The 21,016-nt window shown below is 37.6% G+C and carries 21 protein-coding genes and 1 tRNA gene; 11 read left to right on the forward strand and 11 right to left on the reverse strand.

The window, feature by feature from the left end; all coding sequences use genetic code 11:
* Positions 1-316: 316 nt before the first annotated feature.
* Positions 317-1,015, reverse strand: a complete 699-nt coding sequence (locus ACH63V_RS14305; protein WP_396463867.1) for an NAD(P)H-dependent oxidoreductase — start codon at positions 1,013-1,015, stop codon at positions 317-319.
* Between the two features lie 157 nt (positions 1,016-1,172).
* On the opposite strand from ACH63V_RS14305, the gene ACH63V_RS14310 reads away from it, so the two are divergent.
* A complete protein-coding gene (locus ACH63V_RS14310) occupies positions 1,173-2,207 on the forward strand; it encodes an AraC family transcriptional regulator ligand-binding domain-containing protein (protein ID WP_396463869.1) in 1,035 nt (344 codons plus the stop codon).
* 42 nt (positions 2,208-2,249) lie between these two features.
* Here ACH63V_RS14310 and ACH63V_RS14315 read toward each other — a convergent pair whose 3' ends face one another.
* Together ACH63V_RS14315 and ACH63V_RS14320 are read right to left on the reverse strand one after the other, a co-directional pair.
* Positions 2,250-3,242 (reverse strand): fatty acid desaturase family protein, encoded by a 993-nt coding sequence (locus tag ACH63V_RS14315; RefSeq protein WP_396463871.1) that lies wholly within the window; start codon positions 3,240-3,242, stop codon positions 2,250-2,252.
* Between the two features lie 106 nt (positions 3,243-3,348).
* Complete coding sequence (locus tag ACH63V_RS14320) at positions 3,349-4,149, reverse strand: PaaX family transcriptional regulator (protein WP_396463872.1); 801 nt, start codon at positions 4,147-4,149, stop codon at positions 3,349-3,351.
* A 344-nt stretch (positions 4,150-4,493) separates the two neighbouring features.
* On the opposite strand from ACH63V_RS14320, the gene ACH63V_RS14325 reads away from it, so the two are divergent.
* The 4 genes from ACH63V_RS14325 to hchA all read left to right on the forward strand — a co-directional run bounded on the left by ACH63V_RS14325 (position 4,494) and on the right by hchA (position 8,484).
* Entirely contained in the window at positions 4,494-5,312 is an 819-nt protein-coding gene (locus ACH63V_RS14325) for an undecaprenyl-diphosphate phosphatase (protein ID WP_017393864.1), read from the forward strand.
* A 156-nt stretch (positions 5,313-5,468) separates the two neighbouring features.
* Positions 5,469-6,362 (forward strand): AraC family transcriptional regulator N-terminal domain-containing protein, encoded by an 894-nt coding sequence (locus ACH63V_RS14330; protein ID WP_396463873.1) that lies wholly within the window; start codon positions 5,469-5,471, stop codon positions 6,360-6,362.
* Positions 6,363-6,408: 46 nt separating this feature from the next.
* Positions 6,409-7,407 (forward strand): NAD(P)H-quinone oxidoreductase, encoded by a 999-nt coding sequence (locus ACH63V_RS14335; RefSeq protein WP_396463875.1) that lies wholly within the window; start codon positions 6,409-6,411, stop codon positions 7,405-7,407.
* Positions 7,408-7,608: 201 nt separating this feature from the next.
* A complete protein-coding gene (gene hchA, locus ACH63V_RS14340) occupies positions 7,609-8,484 on the forward strand; it encodes a glyoxalase III HchA (protein WP_396463877.1) in 876 nt (291 codons plus the stop codon).
* Between the two features lie 13 nt (positions 8,485-8,497).
* Here hchA and ACH63V_RS14345 read toward each other — a convergent pair.
* Positions 8,498-8,570, reverse strand: a tRNA-Arg gene (locus ACH63V_RS14345).
* Between the two features lie 312 nt (positions 8,571-8,882).
* Between ACH63V_RS14345 and ACH63V_RS14350 the strand changes: the two genes are divergently transcribed.
* The gene (locus ACH63V_RS14350) at positions 8,883-9,137 is read left to right on the forward strand and encodes a TIGR03643 family protein (protein WP_396463879.1); all 255 of its coding nucleotides are present in this window, start codon (positions 8,883-8,885) and stop codon (positions 9,135-9,137) included.
* Between the two features lie 85 nt (positions 9,138-9,222).
* On the opposite strand, the gene ACH63V_RS14355 is transcribed toward ACH63V_RS14350, so the two are convergent.
* Positions 9,223-9,363 carry a DUF2256 domain-containing protein gene (locus tag ACH63V_RS14355; protein WP_079377804.1) on the reverse strand — a complete coding sequence of 47 codons (141 nt, stop codon included), beginning with the start codon at positions 9,361-9,363 and terminating at the stop codon, positions 9,223-9,225.
* Between the two features lie 4 nt (positions 9,364-9,367).
* The gene (locus ACH63V_RS14360) at positions 9,368-10,891 is read right to left on the reverse strand and encodes a cryptochrome/photolyase family protein (protein ID WP_396463881.1); all 1,524 of its coding nucleotides are present in this window, start codon (positions 10,889-10,891) and stop codon (positions 9,368-9,370) included.
* Positions 10,892-11,179: 288 nt separating this feature from the next.
* Between ACH63V_RS14360 and nudC the strand changes: the two genes are divergently transcribed.
* Positions 11,180-11,959 carry an NAD(+) diphosphatase gene (gene nudC / locus ACH63V_RS14365; RefSeq protein WP_396463882.1) on the forward strand — a complete coding sequence of 260 codons (780 nt, stop codon included), beginning with the start codon at positions 11,180-11,182 and terminating at the stop codon, positions 11,957-11,959.
* A gap of 97 nt (positions 11,960-12,056) precedes the next feature.
* On the opposite strand, the gene ACH63V_RS14370 is transcribed toward nudC, so the two are convergent.
* Positions 12,057-13,412: an amino acid permease gene (locus tag ACH63V_RS14370; RefSeq protein ID WP_004885437.1), complete on the reverse strand. Its 1,356-nt coding sequence runs from the start codon at positions 13,410-13,412 to the stop codon at positions 12,057-12,059.
* A gap of 379 nt (positions 13,413-13,791) precedes the next feature.
* Here ACH63V_RS14370 and prpF point away from each other — a divergent pair, with 379 nt between their 5' ends.
* The 3 genes from prpF (at position 13,792) to ACH63V_RS14385 (ending at position 16,479) form a co-directional block, all read left to right on the forward strand.
* Positions 13,792-14,979, forward strand: a complete 1,188-nt coding sequence (prpF, locus tag ACH63V_RS14375; protein WP_396463884.1) for a 2-methylaconitate cis-trans isomerase PrpF — start codon at positions 13,792-13,794, stop codon at positions 14,977-14,979.
* A 160-nt stretch (positions 14,980-15,139) separates the two neighbouring features.
* Complete coding sequence (locus ACH63V_RS14380; RefSeq protein ID WP_000097114.1) at positions 15,140-16,051, forward strand: polyprenyl synthetase family protein; 912 nt, start codon at positions 15,140-15,142, stop codon at positions 16,049-16,051.
* Between the two features lie 59 nt (positions 16,052-16,110).
* Entirely contained in the window at positions 16,111-16,479 is a 369-nt protein-coding gene (locus ACH63V_RS14385) for an MmcQ/YjbR family DNA-binding protein (protein WP_200027416.1), read from the forward strand.
* Between the two features lie 69 nt (positions 16,480-16,548).
* Here the strand turns inward: ACH63V_RS14385 and ACH63V_RS14390 are convergent, their stop codons facing one another.
* From ACH63V_RS14390 to ACH63V_RS14405, 4 genes are all read right to left on the reverse strand, one after another.
* Complete coding sequence (locus tag ACH63V_RS14390; RefSeq protein WP_016805262.1) at positions 16,549-17,403, reverse strand: SPFH domain-containing protein; 855 nt, start codon at positions 17,401-17,403, stop codon at positions 16,549-16,551.
* A gap of 28 nt (positions 17,404-17,431) precedes the next feature.
* Positions 17,432-17,893, reverse strand: a complete 462-nt coding sequence (locus ACH63V_RS14395) for an NfeD family protein (protein ID WP_016805261.1) — start codon at positions 17,891-17,893, stop codon at positions 17,432-17,434.
* A 105-nt stretch (positions 17,894-17,998) separates the two neighbouring features.
* A complete protein-coding gene (locus ACH63V_RS14400) occupies positions 17,999-18,916 on the reverse strand; it encodes a patatin-like phospholipase family protein (RefSeq protein ID WP_016805260.1) in 918 nt (305 codons plus the stop codon).
* A 67-nt stretch (positions 18,917-18,983) separates the two neighbouring features.
* Entirely contained in the window at positions 18,984-19,610 is a 627-nt protein-coding gene (locus ACH63V_RS14405; protein WP_016805259.1) for a lysophospholipid acyltransferase family protein, read from the reverse strand.
* Between the two features lie 127 nt (positions 19,611-19,737).
* On the opposite strand from ACH63V_RS14405, the gene ACH63V_RS14410 reads away from it, so the two are divergent.
* Positions 19,738-20,985, forward strand: coding sequence for an MFS transporter (locus ACH63V_RS14410; protein ID WP_016805258.1), 1,248 nt, complete (start codon positions 19,738-19,740; stop codon positions 20,983-20,985).
* Positions 20,986-21,016: the final 31 nt, after the last annotated feature.

Below are 21,016 nucleotides of genomic sequence, written 5' to 3' on the forward strand. Positions count from 1 at the left end.
GCTTTGTTTTTATGACATTTTTGTCATAAATTCAAAAAAAATGGTCAAAGATTTTTTTGTAAAAATATGAATTGATTGGTTATGAATTGAGTATTAGTTATCATTTTTACTGGATAAGTCTAGTTTCTTTACATGTGTATATTATTGATTAAGTTTTATATTCCTAAATACGCAGTGAAAATTGAGCAAATTTTTTGACCATTTGATCAATTTTTATAATGGTTTAATGACTACTTCTAATTCTCTATAACTTAAAAGAATAACCAAAAATGAAAAATAGGTCTGGTTATTCTACTTTTAGAGCTAAAACATAGCATTAAAGGGGATATAACTTTTCATCAAATTCTTCAAGTTTGGGAAACTTTAAAGGTTCGAGCTGGTCGAGGTGAGTAAGGTACGTTATATAGTCCTCAAGAATGGTTTCTCGTGCTTCTTGGCTAATATAAGGTACATGATAGGCAATGAATGGTGGAAGAACTTCAAAGCCAGTATAAGCTAAGGTACCGCGTTGAATAGGTGATAGATAATGCTCTATTGGTCCGTGAATAGAGTTCTCGCCAAACATATGCGTTCTACCGCCCAGTGTTAAACAGAGCATCGCTTTTTTACCCGCCATACCACCGTGGTTATAAAAGCGTTTTCCGCCATAAAAAAGTCCTGAAATGAATACGCGATCAATCCATCCTTTTAAAATGGCTGGGACAGAAGTCCAGTAAAGAGGGAAGTTTAAAATAATCAAATCTGCTCGTTTTACTTTTTCAATTTCCGCTTGGATATCAGGTGCTAAAAGGTTTTGCTTGGCGGCATTACGTTGTTCTAATGCGTAATTAAAGTAGTCAGGTTGATTGAGTTCTAAAAAATCCTCTTTGGAAGCTACAGGGTTGAATTGCATTGAATACAAGTCAGAAACTTCTACACGATGACCCAACTTTTTAAATGTTTGCTGAGCTGTCGTTTTTAATGATGCTGTAAAAGACTGTGGCTCTGGATGAGCATGAACGATCAAAATATTCATAAGGTGACCTGTATTCTTTTCAGAAATTGTGCTGTCTAGTGCGAATCACTGGATTCCATTTTGAACAACTATGCATCAATTTAAAAACGTGGCATAGTTCATGAACTGACAGTTTTTACCATTTGACGCCACAATTATGATTGCTAATGGATCACGCATGAATCCAGAATTACCTGGAACTTATATTAATTTATTAGTCGATATAGTTAAGCGCTGGAATATCTCGGGTGATCAGCTTCTAGATGGAAGTGGCGTAACATTAGAACAATTAACCAAACCCTATTGGTATGTTGAATTTAATGCTTTAAACAAACTTCTTGAACATGCTATTGAACTCACTCATGAGCCAGCATTAGCGGGTTATTTGGCTTTGGAAATGAAAGCATCTTGTTATGGTTCGGTAGGTATGGCGGCCATGGTTTGTGCAAATTTAGAAGAAGCCCTAAAAACACTTGAACAATTTATTGGATCACGTTGTGATGCATTTAAGCCCGAGTTAAAACAAGAGCAAGATTATATTTACTGGTCTATACGCCAGCCTTTGAAAGCTTTTCAGTTGAGTCCAAATGCTACTATTTTTTTGTTATTAGGTTTTGTTCAAATCGCGAAGCATCTAACAGGATTATCTTCTTTAGGTACCGTTAAGTTAAATATGTCTGAACCTGTCGGTTTTTCAAAACTAAAAGAAGAATTGGGTGTAGATTGTTTATTTAATGAAAAACATAATGCCTGGATTTTTCCAAAAAAATATTTATCGCAGCCTATCCTAACAGCCGACCCGATGCTTGCACCTTTACTAAAAGCACAGTGTAAAAAAGATATAGATAAACTGAAGTTACGCAGCGGATGGAAAGCAGAAATTAGTCACGTAATTAAAAAATTATTGATGAATAGTCAGGGGGAAATGTTAAAAGTTAAGCAAGTCGCTCAAATGATGAATATGTCAGAGCGTAGCCTGCAACGATATTTGGCAACCGAGAATACAAGTTTTTCAGCATTAGTTGATTTAACTCGAAAAGAACATGCGCATAATCTTTTAGAAAATAGTGCAACATCAATTGAAACTGTGGCCTTAAGTTTAGGTTATGCAGATACATCCCATTTCACCCGCGCTTTTAAACGCTGGATGGGAGTGACACCGAAGTATTATCAAATTCAGTTAAAACTAAAAAATTTAGAGATACGTGAATAATCTAGAAGACCACAAATTTGAAAGTGGTCTTCTAAATATGCATTAAGTTGATGATTCTTGTTTTGATGAAAGTGAATGAATCACTTCAAAATAGCTAGGCGGAACTGGAACATGACCACGTTCTCTTAGTACTTTGTGCATACGCGGTAATTTAAAATATGGCACAGAAGCCATTAAATGATGTTCCATATGGTAGTTTACGTGGATTGGTGCAACAAAACTTCTCGCAATCCATCCAGCTTTGGTTGTTCGAGTATTGGTTAAAGCAGTATTGCTGGTTTGCATACCAGCATGTTCTGCCATAGAGCGAATACGTAAAAAAAGTGGGAATGGGGTTAAATAAGCCAGAGGCCATAACCAATAAAAACGTTGCTGACCAAATGCTTTTAGAACACCATAAAGTGCCAGATTGGTTGCAATAGCGCCTGTACTATTTTTTGCAATACTCTTTGCATAGTCCGTGAAATTTTTATGACTGCGGTCTAACCAGACTTGATCATTGGCAACAGTCCATTTCATGATATCTAGATCCATTAAAACTCGACCTAAGCTAAATTTTAATCCAGTCATACCTGTTAAGTCGCGTAAGAATTTACGAGTCAGAGACTTTTTACTGACAGGAAAACCAGCAACTAAAGAAAGATCTGGATCATCTGGAGTAGATGTTTTTGCATGGTGACGAACATGATGTACACGATATTTTTGAAGATCATTCCAGATGGGGCGGGCGCATAGCCATTCACCGACGAAATCATTTATTTTCTTATTTTTGAACAGACTTTTGTGAGACGCGTCGTGCATTAAAATTGCGAGACATAACTGACGACCCGCCAAGATTGCTAAGGCAAGCATACATGCTAATAATTTACCCCAACTCGGTAAGTAATCCCACATCATGATTAAGCTGGCGAATGTTCCACCAATAACAGCCCATGTACTGGCAACAGCCCAAGCACCATAGACATCTGAAGGTTCTGTAAGCTCTTGTATTTCTTCTCTACTAAATAGGTCCGTAACACTTACCTGTGTATTCATTTTTATTCTCCCAAATTAGAGTTCGGTATCTATATTTTATATTACAACTATAGTCACAAAAATTTAAAAAGTGAAATATTTGTTTGTAAAAAAATAAATCAGATGACTATAGATTTAATTCTTGTTCATATATTTTTTTCCAAAGTTTTTGGCCGATTGCGTCTAGCTGTTGTACATCTTGAGCAAATTGATTACGCGCAGACTCATTTACAAATGGTGTTGGTAATAGGGGGTCATTCATGAGCAAAGCAATCGTTTCCCTACCTAAAAGAAGGGCTTTAACTGCTGCATTATTTAAGGAGAGGTGAGTATAGTTCTCAAGCCAGTGTGTGATATCTCGACTATACATTTCATAATTTTTTTCGAGTTGTTTGGTATCCCATAAAGAAAAAATTTGCTTAAGCGTTGATGGCTCGAAGTGCTGAATAATACAAATTTTTGCTTCTTTCTCTAGTCCCGCTAGAACAAGCTCCTCACAGGTTTTTTCAAAACTATAAGCTAAATTGTCTGGGCGGATGTAAATACCCGTTTCTAATTCTTTAAAACCAAATTGACGCAGCACACGTTCACGCTTTTTAAGAGCAGTTCGGTCTATACGACCTAATGTGCCTGTAAACACAGCAAGATAATGCTGCTGCCATTCTTTAGTTTGTTTAATACCATTTTTACGATTGAGAATTACTTTTGCCCAATCTTTCGTAGAAGGGGAAAGTTGATAGATTCCGCGTTCTACGCTTTCGATCATTCCTTCATTTAACAAACGAGTTGTCGCAACTCGAATACCATTTTCACTTAAGTTAAACAGTTTGGCTGCCACCAAAATTTGTTTAATACTCAGCTGAGGGTATGCAGAGGAAAGAAAGAGATCGATAATCAGATGACGTGCGTTGATTTTAGTATTTTTCATTCTGTTTAAATTTTAAATATAAATGACATATGCTTGAAATAATATCATGTTTATTTGATGTTTTAAGATGGTTTGTTGGATTGCTTGAGCGTGAGAGCTTTTATTTATAACTAGAAGACGATTTGTTATTGATTAGATTTTATCTTTTTACGATAGTTAACCTAAGTTTGTCATAATGATGTGATACATTATTGCACTTTAAATAATCGGCCTTTAATTAAAGGCAATAACCAAAATGCTAGAAATGATCTGATATTGAACATGAATTAGGCCAAAGTGTTGGTTTATCCATGATATAAAACAAATTTTTAGACCTTTCTAGTGATTAACTTTTTGAGCAAGTGATGGAAAATTTTGAAGTTATAAAAGCACTATTTCTAGGGTTTGTTGAAGGTTTAACTGAATTTTTACCAATTTCCAGTACTGGCCATTTGATTTTATTTGGTCATATTATCGATTTCCATTCAGATGGTGGTCGTGTATTCGAAGTAGTGATCCAGTTAGGTGCTATTTTGGCAGTGTGCTGGTTATATCGACAAAAAATTATTAACTTGATTAAAGGCTTCTTTAGTGGCGATGTAGAGTCGCGTCATTTCGCTTTTAGTGTATTAATTGCTTTTTTCCCAGCAGTGATTATTGGTGTTTTAGCCGTCGATTTTATTAAAAGCGTTTTGTTTAGCCCAATTGTGGTTGCGATTGCCCTCATTGTCGGTGCACTCATTATTTTCTGGGTTGAATCTAAACAGTTTGAGCATAAAACATTAGATGCGACAAAAATCACTTTTAAACAGGCACTTTTAGTCGGCCTTGCTCAATGTGTTGCGATGATTCCAGGAACTTCTCGTTCAGGTGCGACAATTGTAGGCGGGATGTTTGCAGGTTTATCACGTAAAGCTGCAACAGAGTTTTCGTTCTTCCTTGCAATGCCGACCATGTTAGGTGCTGCTACATTTGACTTAATTAAAAATGCTGATGTGTTGACCTCAGACAACATGATTAATATTGGTGTTGGTTTCGTTGCAGCATTTATTGCAGCTTTATTTGTAGTAAAGGCACTGGTACTTTTTGTTGAACGTCACACTCTACGTGTATTTGCTTGGTATCGTATTGTGCTCGGTGTCATTATTTTGATTGCAGCAATGTTCTTTAACTTATCTGCTTAATAGTCAGACTAAGTGAAAAAGCCTAGATCTTCTAGGTTTTTTTATGCCTAAAAATAGCTTTAACTTGCTTGTTTATACAAAGTACTACCAAGAAATACTTTTCCCTTTTAGTTTGATTGATATAGTAAATCTTAAATAGCCCGTAAAAATAAAGCGATGCAACAGAATGATTTGATGAAAAGTTTGGTAGAGGCTTTTTTATATTTAGCTCCTCAAGAAGGGCTATACCCCACTTATATTTCAAATATCACCCTTATGAGGGTTGATCATTCCACACAGCCTGTCGCTGTATTACAAGAGCCTTCAATTGTTTTAGTCATACAGGGCGTAAAGCGTGGATATATCGGAAAAGAAACTTTTCAGTTTCAACAAGGCCAGTGTTTACTCATCTCGATTGCTATACCTTTTGACTGCGATACATGGGTTGAAAATGAACCGATGCTGGCAATTGCGATTAAGTTTGAACCTCAAATGATGGCTGATTTAGCCACTAAAATGAATAAAGAGCAGCAGTCATCTATAGATGAGCTTGAAAACAGAGATGTAAAGCTCAGTTGTGGTTTAAATATTATAGATATGAACGCGGCAATATCTGAGGTTGCTTTACGCTTATTGAATTTACTTCGTTCTAAACAAGATACCGTGATATTAGGAGAACAGATAAAACGAGAACTCATTTATCGGGTTTTGCAGGCGGGTAGCCGTGATTTAATCGAAAATCTTTCGGCTATGATAAGTCGAAATAGTGTGATTTATACAATTTGTGAAATTATTCAAAGAGATTACTATCATAATTTAACGGTTCAGGAACTTGCTAAACAAGCAGGAATGAGTGTCTCTCTTTTTCATCAAGCGTTTAAGAAAGTCACGAACTATTCTCCATTACAGTACATTAAAATTACTCGATTACATAAGGCACGTGATTTAATCCTAAATAATCAAATGGGTGTTGCGGAAGCTGCCTATCAGGTAGGGTATGTAAGTGCCTCACAGTTTAGTCGAGAGTTCAAACGGCTGTTTGGAGTTCCACCTAAATCTTCAATGAATTAAAGTAAATCAATACATTTAAAATATAAACCAAACATGGAGCATATCAATGAGTCTTCCAACAACTATGAAAATTGTTGAAATTACGGTTCCCGGCGGACCTGAGGTCTTAAAACTTCAAGATTCAGATGTTCCAGTTCCTCAAGCAGATGAAGTGTTAATTGAGGTAAAAGCTGCTGGAATTAACCGCCCAGACGTATTGCAACGTATGGGCTTATACCCAATGCCAAAAGGTGTTACGCAAATTCCGGGACTGGAAGTCGCTGGGGTGGTAGTTGCTGTAGGTGAACAGGTGCAACAGTTCAAAGTTGGAGACAAGGTTTGCGCTTTAACCAATGGTGGCGGGTATGCAGAGTATTGTGCTGTCACTGCAACTCAAGTATTGCCAATACCTGAAAATCTAACATTTACTCAAGCTGCTGCGATTCCGGAAACATTCTTTACAGTTTGGGCAAACCTGTTTGATATCGGCTGTTTAAAAGAAAACGAAACAGCACTGATTCATGGTGGTGCAAGTGGTATTGGGACCACAGCTTTAGCGATTTGCCATGCTTTAGGGATTAAAACTTTTGCTACAGTTGGAAGTGAAGATAAAGTTGAAGCACTCTCTAACTTAACGACTGCAATTAACTATAAAACCCAAGATTTTGAGCAAGAAATTTTAAAACACACCCAAGACCAAGGTGTTGATGTGATTTTGGATATTGTGGGTGGTTCGTATTTCTCGAAAAACTTAAATCTATTAAAACGCGATGGCCGACTTGTGATTATTGGTTTTATGGGCGGTCGAATTGCAAAAGAATTTGATTTACAAAAACTGATTTTAAAACGTGCAACCATTACTGGCTCAACTATGCGAGCACGTAATAGCCAAGAAAAAGCCCAGATTGCTCAGTCATTACATGAACATGTGTGGCCGTTATTAGCGCAAGGCAAGTGCTTACCGCAAATCTATAAAACCTATGATTTTTCAGATGTACAAAGTGCCCATGCATGTATGGAACAAGGTGACCATATTGGAAAGATCGTTTTAGAAATTAATACTTAATTTAATCTGTGATAGTTTAGGTGAACAACAGGTTTGCCTAAACTGAAATTTATAATTATTAATTGTGCCTATTTCTATATAAAAATTGCCAAATTCTATTGGCGTGTTGCACCAGTTTCTTGATCTAAATATACATGTACTAAGAAATAATAACTGGCTTAAAGCTGTTATTTCGTTCTTCAATTCTAAAGGATGGTAACAATGAATACCCCAGCATCAAATGATAAAAATCCGACTCCAGATTTGGCAGAAGATAATGCATTCTTCCCATCACCATACTCACTGAGCCAATATACTTCGCCTAAAACAGATTACGACGGTACGACTTACCCAACGCCGTATACAGGTAATAAAAAGGTCTTAATGATTGCAACCGATGAGCGTTATATCCAGATGCAAAATGGTAAGTTCTTTTCTACAGGAAACCATCCAGTAGAAATGCTCTTGCCGATGTTTCATTTAGATAATGCTGGTTTTGAAATTGACGTTGCGACACTTTCCGGTAATCCAGCCAAACTTGAAATGTGGGCAATGCCAAAGCAAGAGCAGGTGGTATTAGATACTTTCCAGAAATATGCAGATAAATTAAAAAATCCGCTAAAACTTGCCGATATTTTAGAAAATGCAGTGGGGGAAAACTCACCATATGCAGCTGTATTTATTCCGGGTGGGCATGGTGTTTTAGCTAAGATTCCACATAGCTTAGATGTAAAAAAAGTTCTTAAATGGGCAGTTGAACAAGACAAATTTATTATTACGTTATGTCATGGACCAGCTTCGTTACTTGCTGCGGCGGTAGATGTACAGCCTGAGAATTATATTTTTAAAGATTATCAAATTTGTGTATTCCCTGATTCATTAGATAAGGGGGCAAATATTGATATTGGTTATATGCCGGGGGCTTTACCGTGGTTAGTAGGTGAGAACCTTGAAAAACTTGGTGTGAAGATTTTGAACACTAGTATTACAGGTCAATGTCATAGAGACCGTAAATTGCTAACAGGCGATAGTCCGCTTGCTTCTAACAATTTGGGCAAGCTTGCAGCTGAAACGTTGCTGGCTGAAGTGAAGGATTAAGTGATTCAATATGTGCGCCCTGCGGGACTCGAACCCACGTCGGTCGCTTAGGAGGCAACTGCTCTATCCAGTTAAGCTAAGGGCGCATAATTTTATGATTATAAACAAAAAAGCTATTGCCAAGGCAATGGCTTTTTTCATGTTTTAGGTATTAAAAATTTTGCCATAGTGGCTAATAAAAAGTTAAACCATTCAAAGGTTTTACAATGATTTATGTCTTATATAAAAAATAGAGTTTATAAAGCTAAAAAATCACAAAAAATTCATGTTTGTCTTTCTATTATCTGAAGCAAAACACGAAAACATTCAAGGCAGCAATCGGATAAGTGAAGCTATTTCCGAAAGGTTGTTTGTTAAAGAATCAGATTTGGTTACAGCATAATTTAAAAGGGTATAGCATGAAAAAAATTGATGAACAGGACTTATCTAGAATTATTGAAATGGCATGGGAAGATCGAACTCCATTTGAAGCAATTGAGCGAGAGTATGGTTTATGTGAAAGTGAAGTTATTCGTTTAATGAGATACAACTTAAAATCGAGCAGTTTTAAACTCTGGCGCAAGCGTATAGCAGGGCGTAAAACCAAGCATCAGCAATTACGTTCACCAGAAGTTGAACGAGCTTACTGTTCTCGTCAGTATAAATATGCGTAAGACTATCAAATATAATCAATAGAAATACAACTGATTCAGCAATGAAGAGTAGTATTGAATCAGTGAAAAAAATCGCGTGAAATATTTACTTATTTGAGCGAGCCTGTCGTTTACATCTTTCAGAGCAATATTTTACTTCTTCCCAGCAACGCTCCCATTTCTTTCGCCAGTTAAAAGGACGTTGACAATAGACACATATTTTCTGGGGTAGATGCTGTTTTTTCATGATCTTAAAGCTCATCAAGTTGATGAATAAGTAACTTTGCATGCTTCATGACAGAAGCTTTATCTTTCATACGATCAAGGTTTTTGTAGACCATCGCCATTCTGGGATTTTGACGAAATATGGCCTCATGCTGGCTCATAAAATACCAATACAAGCTGTTAAATGGACAACTGTCTGGTTCAGTTTTGGTTTTGACGTTATATGTACAGTGCTGACAATAATTTGACATTTTATGTATGTAATTACCCGATGCAGCATAGGGTTTACTTGCCATGATGCCACCATCTGCATACATAGCCATGCCTAATGTATTCGGTAATTCGACCCATTCATAAGCATCTACATAGACAGCTAAATACCATTCGCAAATTTCTGATGGATTTACACCTGCTAAAAGCGCAAAGTTACCTGTAATCATTAAACGCTGAATATGGTGAGCATAGCCATGTTCAAAGGTATTTCTGAAACACTCGGCCATACATGCCATTTTTGTATCACCCGTCCAGTAATATTGTGGCAGCGGCGTGCTGGCATGAAGGGTATTTTGATCGCTATAGTTAGGCATAGATAACCAATAGATTCCACGCACATATTCTCGCCATCCTAATATCTGACGAATAAATCCTTCTACTGCATTTAAGGGGGCCTGTCCGTTGTAATAGGCTGTTTGAGCAGCGTCACACACCTCTTGTGGCAATAATAATCCACAATTTAAATAAGGCGAGAGCAGACTATGAAACATAAAATCTGAACCATAAACCATGGCATCTTGATAATCGCCAAAGTGGGGTAGGTTGTTAGAAATAAAATGGTCTAAAGCAAGTAAGGCATTTTGACGGGTTGTTGCCCATAGAAAGGAATTGAGATTGCCGATATGTTGAGAAAATTCTTTCTTGACTAGTTGAATAACATTTATATCAATTTGATCATGCTCAAAGGTTAATTTTGGTGGCAAAGGTGGGTCGCCTGACCATGCTTTTCGATTGGCTTGATCAAAGTTCCATTGCCCGCCTACAGGCTGTTGGTCATGCATTAAATAGTGAGTTTGCTTGCGCATTTCTCGGTAAAAGTATTCCATTCTTAGTGTTTTATATTTGTTTGCCCATTGCTTGAATTGTTCTACGGTACAAAAGAAGCGATCATCTTCTAAACAAATAACAGATAGTTTTAGTGAGTTAGCCCATGAACTTTCGATTTCATGCTGTAAGCGATACTCACCACATTGGGTAATGATGAGAGTATTTGCCGAGAAGTGTTGCTGCTGCAAAGCAATAAAGTCGACTAACTTTTTTATATGACTTTCGCGCTTAAATGTGTGATAACGGATTTTCCAGCCCTGTGCTTTTAATTCTTTTGCAAAGTGTCGCATTGCACTAAAAATCAGAGCTATTTTTTGTGGATGATGAGCAACATAAGATGTTTCCTCAAGTACTTCAGCCATCAAAATAATGTCTTCATTCCGGTTTAAATACTTGAGCGTTGCGAGTTGGTGATTTAATTGATCACCCAGAATTAAACCAAATCGCATATTTTTACTTCATGAGATGGAACTAAAACTAGTCTAAGTTTTCAGAGATCAATTTTATGTGAAGCAGTGCTTCTAAGTTTATTACTATTCACTTAGCTATAAAGTCATAGATATAACTTAAAAGCATAGAATGCGTGAATAAAATGTGATTTTAATCAAAAAGATACAAATTAAATAAATTGAAGGTGTTTGCCAATATGCGTAAGATTTTTGAAAAATATGTTTTAAGTCTGATCCTTTTGAAGAAGCTATAGAGGCCGTCGAAAGGTTCTTCACTCGAGTATATAAATGGATACCAACAACCTTCCTATTGCTTATATTTTTCAGCAGCAACAACTTTTGGTTGATGCGAATTTTCATCTGCCTTGCCTTAAACAGCAGGAACATGATTTACATATACAAGCAGACCCTCAAGTAATAGCAAGAGATTTCCAAGAAGGTGAACCTATACCAAATGGATATCAGTTCATATCGATTCGCCAACTCTTACAGTATTGGACTAAACCGCAGTTTGAACAGGCGAGTCGTGCTTTTCAGTTACTAGAGTGGCGACGTAATCATCAGTTTTGTAGCCGTTGCGGACATAAAACCCAGCAGCATAAGACTGAATATTCTATGACTTGTCCTGCATGTAATTTTAGTCAATATCCTAGAGTTAACCCTTGTGTGATTACTATTATTACGCGTGGTGAGAACGAGATTTTGCTGGCTAAAAATGCCAGAAATACGGGCCAGATGTACAGTTTAATCGCTGGCTTTGTAGAGGTAGGGGAAACCTTAGAAGATGCTGTGCGACGTGAAACCTTAGAAGAAGTTGGATTGCACATTAAGAGTATTCAGTATTTGGCGAGTCAACCATGGCCATTTCCGAGTAACTTAATGTTGGCCTTTAAAGCTGAATATGAAGCGGGCGAAATTGAAATTCAGGAGAAAGAGCTCAGTGATGCTCAGTTTTTCAAATTTGATGAATTACCCGAAATACCATTTAAAGGTAGTATTGCGCATGCAATGATTATGCACGTTATTCCTGGCACACCTGTGGCTGATGATACGAAACATTGGCTCTAAACAGATATCACTATAAAACTTTAATCTTATCGTCTTACACAAAAATGCCATTGTCTAGACAATGGCTTTTTTTGTGTTTTAAGTACAAGCGTTCAGATTATTGTTCTTTAGCATTCAGTACTTTAAACAAAATAAACATAAGAACGATCCAGATTGGAATCATCATCACTGATTCTTTAAAGCCTTGGCTCCACATGATGTAGAGTACAACAGCAATGAAACCTAAAACCAAATAGTTACTAAATGGTGCCCAAAGTGCAGGGAAGTGAGTTTTTTGACCGAGTTTTTTCATTGCTGATTTAAACTTAAGGTGAGTCATACTGATCATCGCCCAGTTTAATACCAATGCTCCAACTACAATGTACATTAAGTGACTTAGTGCATTTTCAGGTACAAAGTAATTTAAAAGAACACAGCCAAAAATGAGTAATGCAGATAATAAAACTGCTGGTACAGGTACACCTTGTTTATTTACTTTCTTGAAAATTTTTGGCGCATTACCTTGTTGAGCTAAACCGTAAAGCATACGGCTATTGGCAAACATCCCACTGTTATAAACAGAAAGGGCAGCGGTTAAAATAATAAAGTTAAGTAAGTGTGCAGCCCAACCAATACCCATTTGACTAAAAATCATAACAAATGGACTTTTATCGAGACCGCCAAGGTCTAATTGGTTCCATGGCACTAATGAAAGTAAAATTGCCAATGAACCGATATAGAAAATCAAGATACGGAAAACAACTTGGTTAATTGCTTTTGGAATGGTTTTTTTCGGATCTTTTGCTTCTGCTGCAGCCATACCAATCAGTTCAATACCACCAAAGGCGAACATCAAGAAAGCCAACATGTAGAACAGGCCACTAAAGCCATTTGGAAAGAATCCGCCATGTGTCCAAAGGTTGCTAAATGAAATGCTTGAACCTACATCTGCTGTAAATAGCAAATATAGTCCAAAAACAATCATTGAGATAACCGCAACAACTTTAATAATAGCGAGCCAGAATTCGGACTCACCATAAAATTTGACGTTTGTTAGGTTAATTGCCGTAATCACGACAAAGAAAAATAAGACAGACGTCCACGCTGGAATATGAGGCCACCAATAATTAATATATTTGGCTACCGCAGTAAGTTCGCTCATTGCGACCAGAACGTAGAGTATCCAATAATTCCATCCAGCTAAAAATCCGGGAAATTTACCCCAATATTTATAAGCAAAATGGCTGAACGATCCTGCAACAGGTTCTTCAACAATCATTTCTCCCAGGTGGCGCATAATTAAAAAAGCAATTAAGCCACCAATGGCATATCCTAAAATAATGGATGGTCCCGCAGATTGAATCACTTGCGCCGAGCCTAAAAATAATCCGGTACCAATTGCTCCACCCATAGCAATTAATTGGATATGTCGATTTTTTAGTCCTCGTTGCAGTGTAGAAGATTCGTTGGTCAAAGGTCTTCACTCACTATGAATAAGTAAATTATTCTAATAGATGGATTTATTTTAGCCTAGACTACAAATTAACAAGCGGTGACTGAAAAGTAACACTAAAAAATATTTAAAATCATTAACTTGCTTTTAATAATTCAAAAATGATTGAAAAATATTCTAAAAATATATTTTTTGATAGACTCTTTTTTTCATGATTTTGCTTAATTCGGTCATTGCGAGCATGAATCTAAATTCTCAAAATAAGTCTGCGTCAATACGATTGATGTATAAAAGCATAACGCTATCTCTAGATCACAAAACGATTTAAGATGAAGCGAATGACTAAACAAATTTGTTTGTTTCGAGATATAAAAACACAATAGTAAGGATAACAGTTGATATGAGCTCAGTACCGCAAATTAAAATTCCAGCAACCTACATGCGTGGTGGAACCAGTAAAGGTGTATTTTTTAAACTTGATGATTTGCCGGAAAGAGCTCAGGTGGCAGGTCAAGCAAGAGATCAACTCTTACTACGTGTCATTGGTAGCCCAGACCCTTATGGAAAACAAATTGATGGAATGGGTGGTGCAACATCAAGTACGAGCAAAACCGTTATTCTGGCTAAAAGCACACAGCCAGATCATGATGTCGACTATTTGTTTGGACAGGTTTCAATTGATCAGCCTTTTGTAGACTGGAGCGGTAACTGCGGTAATTTGACTGCTGCGGTTGGTTCATTCGCGATTTCAAATGGTTTGGTTGATGCAGACCGTATTCCAGAAGATGGTCTATGCACGGTTCGAATCTGGCAAAAAAATATTCAAAAAACCATTATTGCTCATGTGCCTATTACCAATGGTCAAGTTCAAGAAACTGGTGATTTTGAACTGGATGGGGTGACGTTTCCTGCCGCTGAAGTTCAAATTGAGTTTTTAGACCCAGCCGATGATGGTGAAGAAGGCGGTGATATGTTCCCGACAGGGAATGTTGTTGACCAATTAGATGTGCCAGAGATTGGCAGTTTTCAAGCCACATTTATTAATGCTGGTATTCCAACCATTTTCTTAAATGCAGAAGATTTAGGATACCAAGGTACAGAGTTGCAAGATCATATTAATGGTGATTCAACAGCACTGGCACGTTTTGAAAAAATCCGTGCATATGGTGCAGTTCAGATGGGTTTAATTAAAGATATTTCAGAAGCAGCTGCGCGTCAGCACACACCAAAAATTGCTTTTGTCTCTAAACCGAAAAACTATACGGCATCTAGTGGTAAAAACGTTTCAGAAAATGATGTCGACTTACTGGTTCGTGCTTTGTCGATGGGTAAATTACACCATGCCATGATGGGTACAGCAGCTGTAGCAATTGGTACGGCAGCTGCTATTCCGGGGACATTGGTAAATTTAGCAGCTGGTGGTGGAGAGCGTGAAGCAGTGCGTTTTGGACATCCTTCTGGAACATTACGTGTTGGTGCTCAAGCTGAACTTACGAATGGCCAATGGGTTGTGAAAAAAGCCATTATGAGCCGTAGTGCACGTGTCTTAATGGAAGGTTGGGTACGCGTTCCGGGCGACAGTTTCTAAAAGTTATTTAAATGAAAGAGCCTCTCTACTATAGAGAGGCTCTTTTGCATGTGACATCCATAACTCATCACGCACTTTTTACAGCGAATCGTGTATGATGTAACACACGAATGTTTCATAACATTTAATAAAATTTCTCTACTGATTTTACGAGGCGACTGTGTCATCACTCTCTCAAGTTAATGCGGATGTTTTAAAACAAGCTCAACAACGTATTCAACAAGATTTATTGACGACACTCGCTGCATTTTCAATTCCTGAACCTTTAAAAAGCGCAGTACACCATGCAGTGATGCTTGGTGGAAAACGTGTTCGTCCAGCTTTGTGTTACGCCACAGCTTCTTTGCAAGATAATCCAAATTTTGCTGCTGCTCGCCGTGCTGCGGTTGCAGTTGAGCTTATTCATTGTTACTCGCTAGCGCATGATGACTTGCCTTGTATGGACAATGATTTGCTTCGTCGTGGCCAGCCAACGTGTCATGTAGCATTTGGTGAAGATACCGCTTTACTTGCAGGCGATATTTTACAGTCGATGGCTTTTGAGGTTTTAGGGAGCCGTTTGTTTGATGAACAAGGGCAGGGAACTGATGCTGCAATTGTATTAAAGCAAATTCAAATTTTAGCAACAGCCAGCTCTAAAATGGTTTGTGGGCAGGTTTTAGACCTACAAGCTGAAGCTAAACAAATTTCTCAAGACGAACTAGAAAATATCCACCGCAATAAAACGGGAGCGCTTATTCAGGCTGCCATTATGATGGGTGCAGTGACAATTTTCTCTGGAACAGATCAGGCAATTCCAAAATTGCGCCAATACGGACAAGCGATTGGATTGGCTTTTCAGGTGCAAGACGATATTTTGGATATTACCTCAAGCACTGAAACTTTAGGTAAAACTGCGGGTAAGGATGAACAAGTACAAAAGTCGACTTATCCTGCTTTAATGGGACTTGAGCAAGCACAGGTTTATGCAAAAGAGTTACATGACCAAGCTTTTGAGGCTTTAGCACATTTTGGTGAAAACGCAAAAGAATTAGTTGAGATTTCACAATTTCTTTTGGCCCGTACCAACTAATATAAAATCAAATTAATAATCCTGCTTGTATTCATATTCAATGAATAAAGGAGATAAAAGTGAATGGTGATCAGCTCCACCAAGTCGCGATAGAGATTGCGTGTAATCTTCCTTTTAGCGAGCAAACTCATCCATTTGGTCCAGACTATGAAGTTTTTAAAATTTTAGAAAAAATGTTTATGCTGACAGTGGAAGTGTCTGGCGTAAAAATGATTAATGTCAAATGTGACCCTTACAAAAGTCAGGAATATCAGGAACTTTATTCATTTATTATCCCGGGTTACCACATGAATAAAAAACACTGGATTTCAATTAAGCCGCATAAAAACTTAACTCGGGATTTACTTCAAGACTTGATTCGCGATTCTTATGACTTGGTTGTAAAAAAGCTCCCTTTGAAAGATCAGAAAAGATTAAATAACCAATAATACTTAATATAAAAACGGCGACATGATTGTCGCCGTTTTTATTTCAATGACTTATTTGAAGCAATTAAATTAATTATGTTTTCCCATAATGCCACGAATTGTATTTAAAACATCGGCAGGTAACACAACAGTTTTGGCATTGCTTGATTTCGCCATCTCTTGCATTGCTTTAACGTACTGTTCACCTAACAGGTAAGCAACAGGTGTTTCTTTATCGCCGACTGCGCTCGTTACCATCTCAATCGCTTTTTGAGATGCCTCTGCTAAAACAACTTGTGCTTCTGCATCACGGCGGGATGCTTCTAAACGACCATCAGCTTCTAAAATTGCAGCTTGTTTTTCACCATCAGCTCTGGTTACTGTGGCACGACGTTGACGTTCAGCAGCAGCTTGCGCTTCCATAGCAGCTTGCATGGTTGAAGATGGCTGAATATCTTGAATTTCTACGGTTTTTAAAGTAATACCCCAATCTGAAATATCATCAGAAATCGCAGCTTTGAGCTTCGCTTTAATGTGATCTCGAGATGATAAAGCATCATCTAGATCCATTTCACCGACAATTGAACGTAGTGAAGTTTGTACAAGGTTTTGAATTGCCCAAGTATAGTTTTCAATGCCGTACACAGCTTTTTCTGGAGTAGTCAAGTTGATATAGGCTACTGCATTCATAAGTAATACAGCATTGTCACGGGTAATCACTTCTTGAGACGGAATATCAAGCACAATATCTTTAGTGGTGACTTTATAAGCTACGTCATCAATATAAGGAATAACGAAGTTAAGCCCCGGATTAAGCGTAGAATGATATTTCCCTAAACGCTGAACAATCCATTTATAACCTTGAGGAACAATACGTACCCCTTTAAAAATGGTGACTGCAACAAAAGCCAAAAAGGCTAAAACAATAATGGTACCAACTGGCATGAAAATAACCTCTCTTTATCTTTAATGTTTATGAAGTACTGTGGGGCTGAACGATTAAGTCATTACCCGAAATATCAATGACTCGAACCCGATCACCGACTTTCACAGGGGTGGTGCTTCGACAGTTCCATTCATCGGCCCCTAAAATAGGCATAGGGAAACGAACAATAATTTGGTCATGAGCGAGTTCGGTTTGAATCACCATACCAATTTGCCCAATGGTGGCTTCACGAGGTAAACCCGCTTTAGTTTTATCAATCGACAATGGTTTAATAAATTTGAACCAAAGAATAGTGCATAGCACCGATAACACAATCCATAATACAATTTGTGTTGTCAGGCTAATATCTGGAAATAGCCAATAGAGAAAGCAAACCATAATGGCTGCAATACCAAACCAGAGAGCGGCAAAAGCAGGGATAATCAGCTCAGAAAGAATAAGTAAGATACCCAATACAAACCAGTGCCAAGGTTCTACAACAAACTCCATAGATCTGCTCTTTTATATATCTTTATGATGGGTAAAAGTGATCTCATATCACTTTTACCACTGTAGCAGATGATGGTAGGTGTGGATAGAAAAAAACCACCTCAATTAAAATTTAGGACGTGGTGCTGGCTTAAATGCGGCTGGTGATTTTTTGAAATTCGCAATTGCAGTTTCAACTTGACGTATTTGTGCTTGAGCAGCTTTTTCACCTTCTAAAATAGCTTCATTGCTTGATTTTAAATCGAGTGTACCTAAGTGCCCAACTTTAGGCTGGATCACTACATTGGCTTGCTTTAACTCTTCATTAATACTTTGTTGCCCCATAATATTAATGGTTTGATCAAGTAAACCCCACATATTGGCTGGGCGATTACCTGCTGGACGCGCTGAAATATCAACCGCAATCACAATATCGGCACCCATATCACGTGCTGTTTTTACAGGAATTGGGCTCACTAAACCACCATCTACGTATTTTTGATTACCAATAGTGGCAGGTACAAATACGTTTGGAATACTACAAGACGCTCGTACAGCTTGACCTGCATTACCTTTAATAAAGTCAGCTTTTTGACCATTATCAAGACGGGTTGCTACTGCTGCAAAACGAATTGGGAATTTCTCAATAGGCTTGTTACCCACATTACGGTTCACGTAGTCCTGTAGCTTTTGCCCAAGAATAATACCTTGGCGATTCAGGGTTAAATCACGAATATCAGATTCTTGCAATTTAAGTGCAAGATTTTGGAGCTGATAAGGTGTTTGTCCGCTGGCGTAGATACTTCCTACAAAACTGCCGGCACTTGTACCTGTAACAATTTTAGGTTTAATACCATGTGATTCTAAAACCTTGATAACACCAATATGTGAAAATCCTTTTGCTCCACCGCCACCTAAGGCAAGTGCGATTACTGGTTCGCGTGCTTTAACTGAAGTGGTCGGTGTTGGTGTTTTGCTGAATTTATCACAGCCGAATAGGGCTAAAGAGATAAATCCGATACTGGCAAATTGAGCAATTTTCATCTTTAAAAAACAATCTATGGCAAGATAAATTAAGATGGCCCATCAGACCAGATTCGTTTAATTTTTGCTAGGTTTTTTTCACAAGATTTTGTAAAGGTTCCGCAAGCCAATTACGATTTTTAGGTGATATTTTTCCTTTATAGCGCTCAAAAATCTTGGCGAGATCTTCCTCATAGTTTCCACTAGGTATTAAATAGTCTAAGCAATGAATCGTCTTGCGATCATAATCAAAAGAAAACATTACAATCGGAATATTGGCTTTTGCAGCAATATGGTAAAAGCCACTCTTCATTTTTTTTGCTTTCTTACGTGTGCCTTCAGGCGCCATGCCAATCCAGATTTTGTCATAGTGCTGAATAGTGGCAACCACTTGTTCAGTCAGACCATTAGCAGAGTCACGTTTTACAGGAATAACACCTGCCCAATCTAGAGCGCGTTTAAACGGTGGCTTAAATAAACTGTCTTTACCCAATACCGTAATTTGAATACCGAGTCCAAAAATAGCCAAGAAACCATACCAGCCATCAATATTAGATGTATGGGGAGAAATAATAGCTACTGCTTTAGGAAAGTTGGGAACTTCACCTTCTATGGTCCAGCCTTGAGCCAAAAAGAGTTTCTTAAATAATGCTCGACTTAAAGCATTACCACGTTGAGGAACCTGAGACGGTAGATTGGGAAAATGTTGTTCCATATTTTTGAGTTTTAAATCATCCTTTGCTTTATCTTAATCTTTTGAAATCTGTGCTTCATTGGCAAAATGTAAGGCCACGCATGGTATTTCATGTTATTACCGCATAAAGAAATAAAAGTAGGTATATATGTTCCGACAGCAAAATCTTTATCTTTTGCTATTTTCCTTATATTGGGCACAAGGCTTACCTGTGGGGTTTATGACCCATGCTTTGCCTGTAATATTAAGAGCTCAAGGTGTATCACTTGCCCATATTGGTGGTTTTGGGTTGCTCATGTTGCCTTGGTCAATCAAAATATTTTGGGCACCGTGGGTCGATCGACATGCGATTTCACGCTTAGGACACTATCGTAGCTGGATTTTACCTACCCAGCTTTTGACGGTGGGTGTACTTTGTATTTTATCTTTTTTCCCGATTCAGGCTTTAGATCAGCCTGTTTATTTATTTACGTTTTTTATTGCTCTGTTATTTATGAACTTAACAGGCGCAACGCAAGATATTGCGACCGATGCTTTAGCTGTCAATTTATTGCAACATGATCAGCAGCACTGGGGAAATACTTTTCAAGTGGTAGGTTCTCGGCTTGGTTTTATCGTGGGTGGGGGAGCTGTGCTGTGGTGTCTAGACTGGTTATCATGGCAGCCGACATTTTTATTACTAGCTGTTTTAGTCTTTATCAATACTCTACCAGTTTTACTATTTAAAGAACCTCTTCATAATTCTCATTCTATTAATGAACCTAGCCAGCCAAATTTAGTCACAAAAATTAAGGCTTATTTGAGTTATTTTTCTCAAAATAAAGAACTTCGTTCTTGGTTAATGGTACTCATTACTTTTAAAGTGGCAGATGGCTTAGCTGGGCCTTTACTCAAACCTTTAATGGTGGATATGGGACTAAGTTTTACCCAAATAGGTGTTTACATCACTATGCTAGGCGCTGTAGCTGCTTTAGTGGGAGCATTTATTGCAGGATGGGTATTAAAGTATTTTTCTAGACCAAATACATTAATTAGTTTTTCAATATTAAAAATCATGAGTTTAGGTGCGTATGTTTACTTGGCCTATGCTTATGAGCAAAAGATAAAAATAAATGCATGGCTTATTTATACTATAAATGCTTTGGAAGATGCCTTTGCCGCCATGCTACTCGTTGTAATGTTAACCTTAGTCATGCATTACAGCCGAAAGAACTACGCAGGCACTGATTTTACTCTCCAAGTTTCGGTCATGGCGACAGTAAGTGGTGGTCTTTATACCTTGAGTGGTGTTATTGGAGATGCGCTTGGTTATTACCATTATTTGATATGTATTGTCAGTGTTGGAGTACTCTTTTTAATTCCTATGTACATATGGAAAGGTACAAAGACTGTATAAAAAATGGCATTAAGTTGATGAAATAAAGAGA

Origin of the sequence: Acinetobacter sp. ABJ-A23_2 (assembly GCF_044538765.1) — a bacterium.
Lineage (GTDB): Bacteria > Pseudomonadota > Gammaproteobacteria > Pseudomonadales > Moraxellaceae > Acinetobacter > Acinetobacter nosocomialis_A.

What these genes read in the sequence shown, in the direction of transcription:
- ACH63V_RS14305 (WP_396463867.1), bottom strand. Translation starts at nt 1,015, where the DNA reads ATGAATATTTTGATCGTTCATGCTCATCCAGAGCCACAGTCTTTTACA.
- ACH63V_RS14310 (WP_396463869.1), top strand. Translation starts at nt 1,173, where the DNA reads ATGAATCCAGAATTACCTGGAACTTATATTAATTTATTAGTCGATATA.
- ACH63V_RS14315 (WP_396463871.1), bottom strand. Translation starts at nt 3,242, where the DNA reads ATGAATACACAGGTAAGTGTTACGGACCTATTTAGTAGAGAAGAAATA.
- ACH63V_RS14320 (WP_396463872.1), bottom strand. Translation starts at nt 4,149, where the DNA reads ATGAAAAATACTAAAATCAACGCACGTCATCTGATTATCGATCTCTTT.
- ACH63V_RS14325 (WP_017393864.1), top strand. Translation starts at nt 4,494, where the DNA reads ATGGAAAATTTTGAAGTTATAAAAGCACTATTTCTAGGGTTTGTTGAA.
- ACH63V_RS14330 (WP_396463873.1), top strand. Translation starts at nt 5,469, where the DNA reads ATGCAACAGAATGATTTGATGAAAAGTTTGGTAGAGGCTTTTTTATAT.
- ACH63V_RS14335 (WP_396463875.1), top strand. Translation starts at nt 6,409, where the DNA reads ATGAGTCTTCCAACAACTATGAAAATTGTTGAAATTACGGTTCCCGGC.
- hchA (WP_396463877.1), top strand. Translation starts at nt 7,609, where the DNA reads ATGAATACCCCAGCATCAAATGATAAAAATCCGACTCCAGATTTGGCA.
- ACH63V_RS14350 (WP_396463879.1), top strand. Translation starts at nt 8,883, where the DNA reads ATGAAAAAAATTGATGAACAGGACTTATCTAGAATTATTGAAATGGCA.
- ACH63V_RS14355 (WP_079377804.1), bottom strand. Translation starts at nt 9,363, where the DNA reads ATGAAAAAACAGCATCTACCCCAGAAAATATGTGTCTATTGTCAACGT.
- ACH63V_RS14360 (WP_396463881.1), bottom strand. Translation starts at nt 10,891, where the DNA reads ATGCGATTTGGTTTAATTCTGGGTGATCAATTAAATCACCAACTCGCA.
- nudC (WP_396463882.1), top strand. Translation starts at nt 11,180, where the DNA reads ATGGATACCAACAACCTTCCTATTGCTTATATTTTTCAGCAGCAACAA.
- prpF (WP_396463884.1), top strand. Translation starts at nt 13,792, where the DNA reads ATGAGCTCAGTACCGCAAATTAAAATTCCAGCAACCTACATGCGTGGT.
- ACH63V_RS14390 (WP_016805262.1), bottom strand. Translation starts at nt 17,403, where the DNA reads ATGCCAGTTGGTACCATTATTGTTTTAGCCTTTTTGGCTTTTGTTGCA.
- ACH63V_RS14395 (WP_016805261.1), bottom strand. Translation starts at nt 17,893, where the DNA reads ATGGAGTTTGTTGTAGAACCTTGGCACTGGTTTGTATTGGGTATCTTA.
- ACH63V_RS14400 (WP_016805260.1), bottom strand. Translation starts at nt 18,916, where the DNA reads ATGAAAATTGCTCAATTTGCCAGTATCGGATTTATCTCTTTAGCCCTA.
- ACH63V_RS14405 (WP_016805259.1), bottom strand. Translation starts at nt 19,610, where the DNA reads ATGGAACAACATTTTCCCAATCTACCGTCTCAGGTTCCTCAACGTGGT.
- ACH63V_RS14410 (WP_016805258.1), top strand. Translation starts at nt 19,738, where the DNA reads ATGTTCCGACAGCAAAATCTTTATCTTTTGCTATTTTCCTTATATTGG.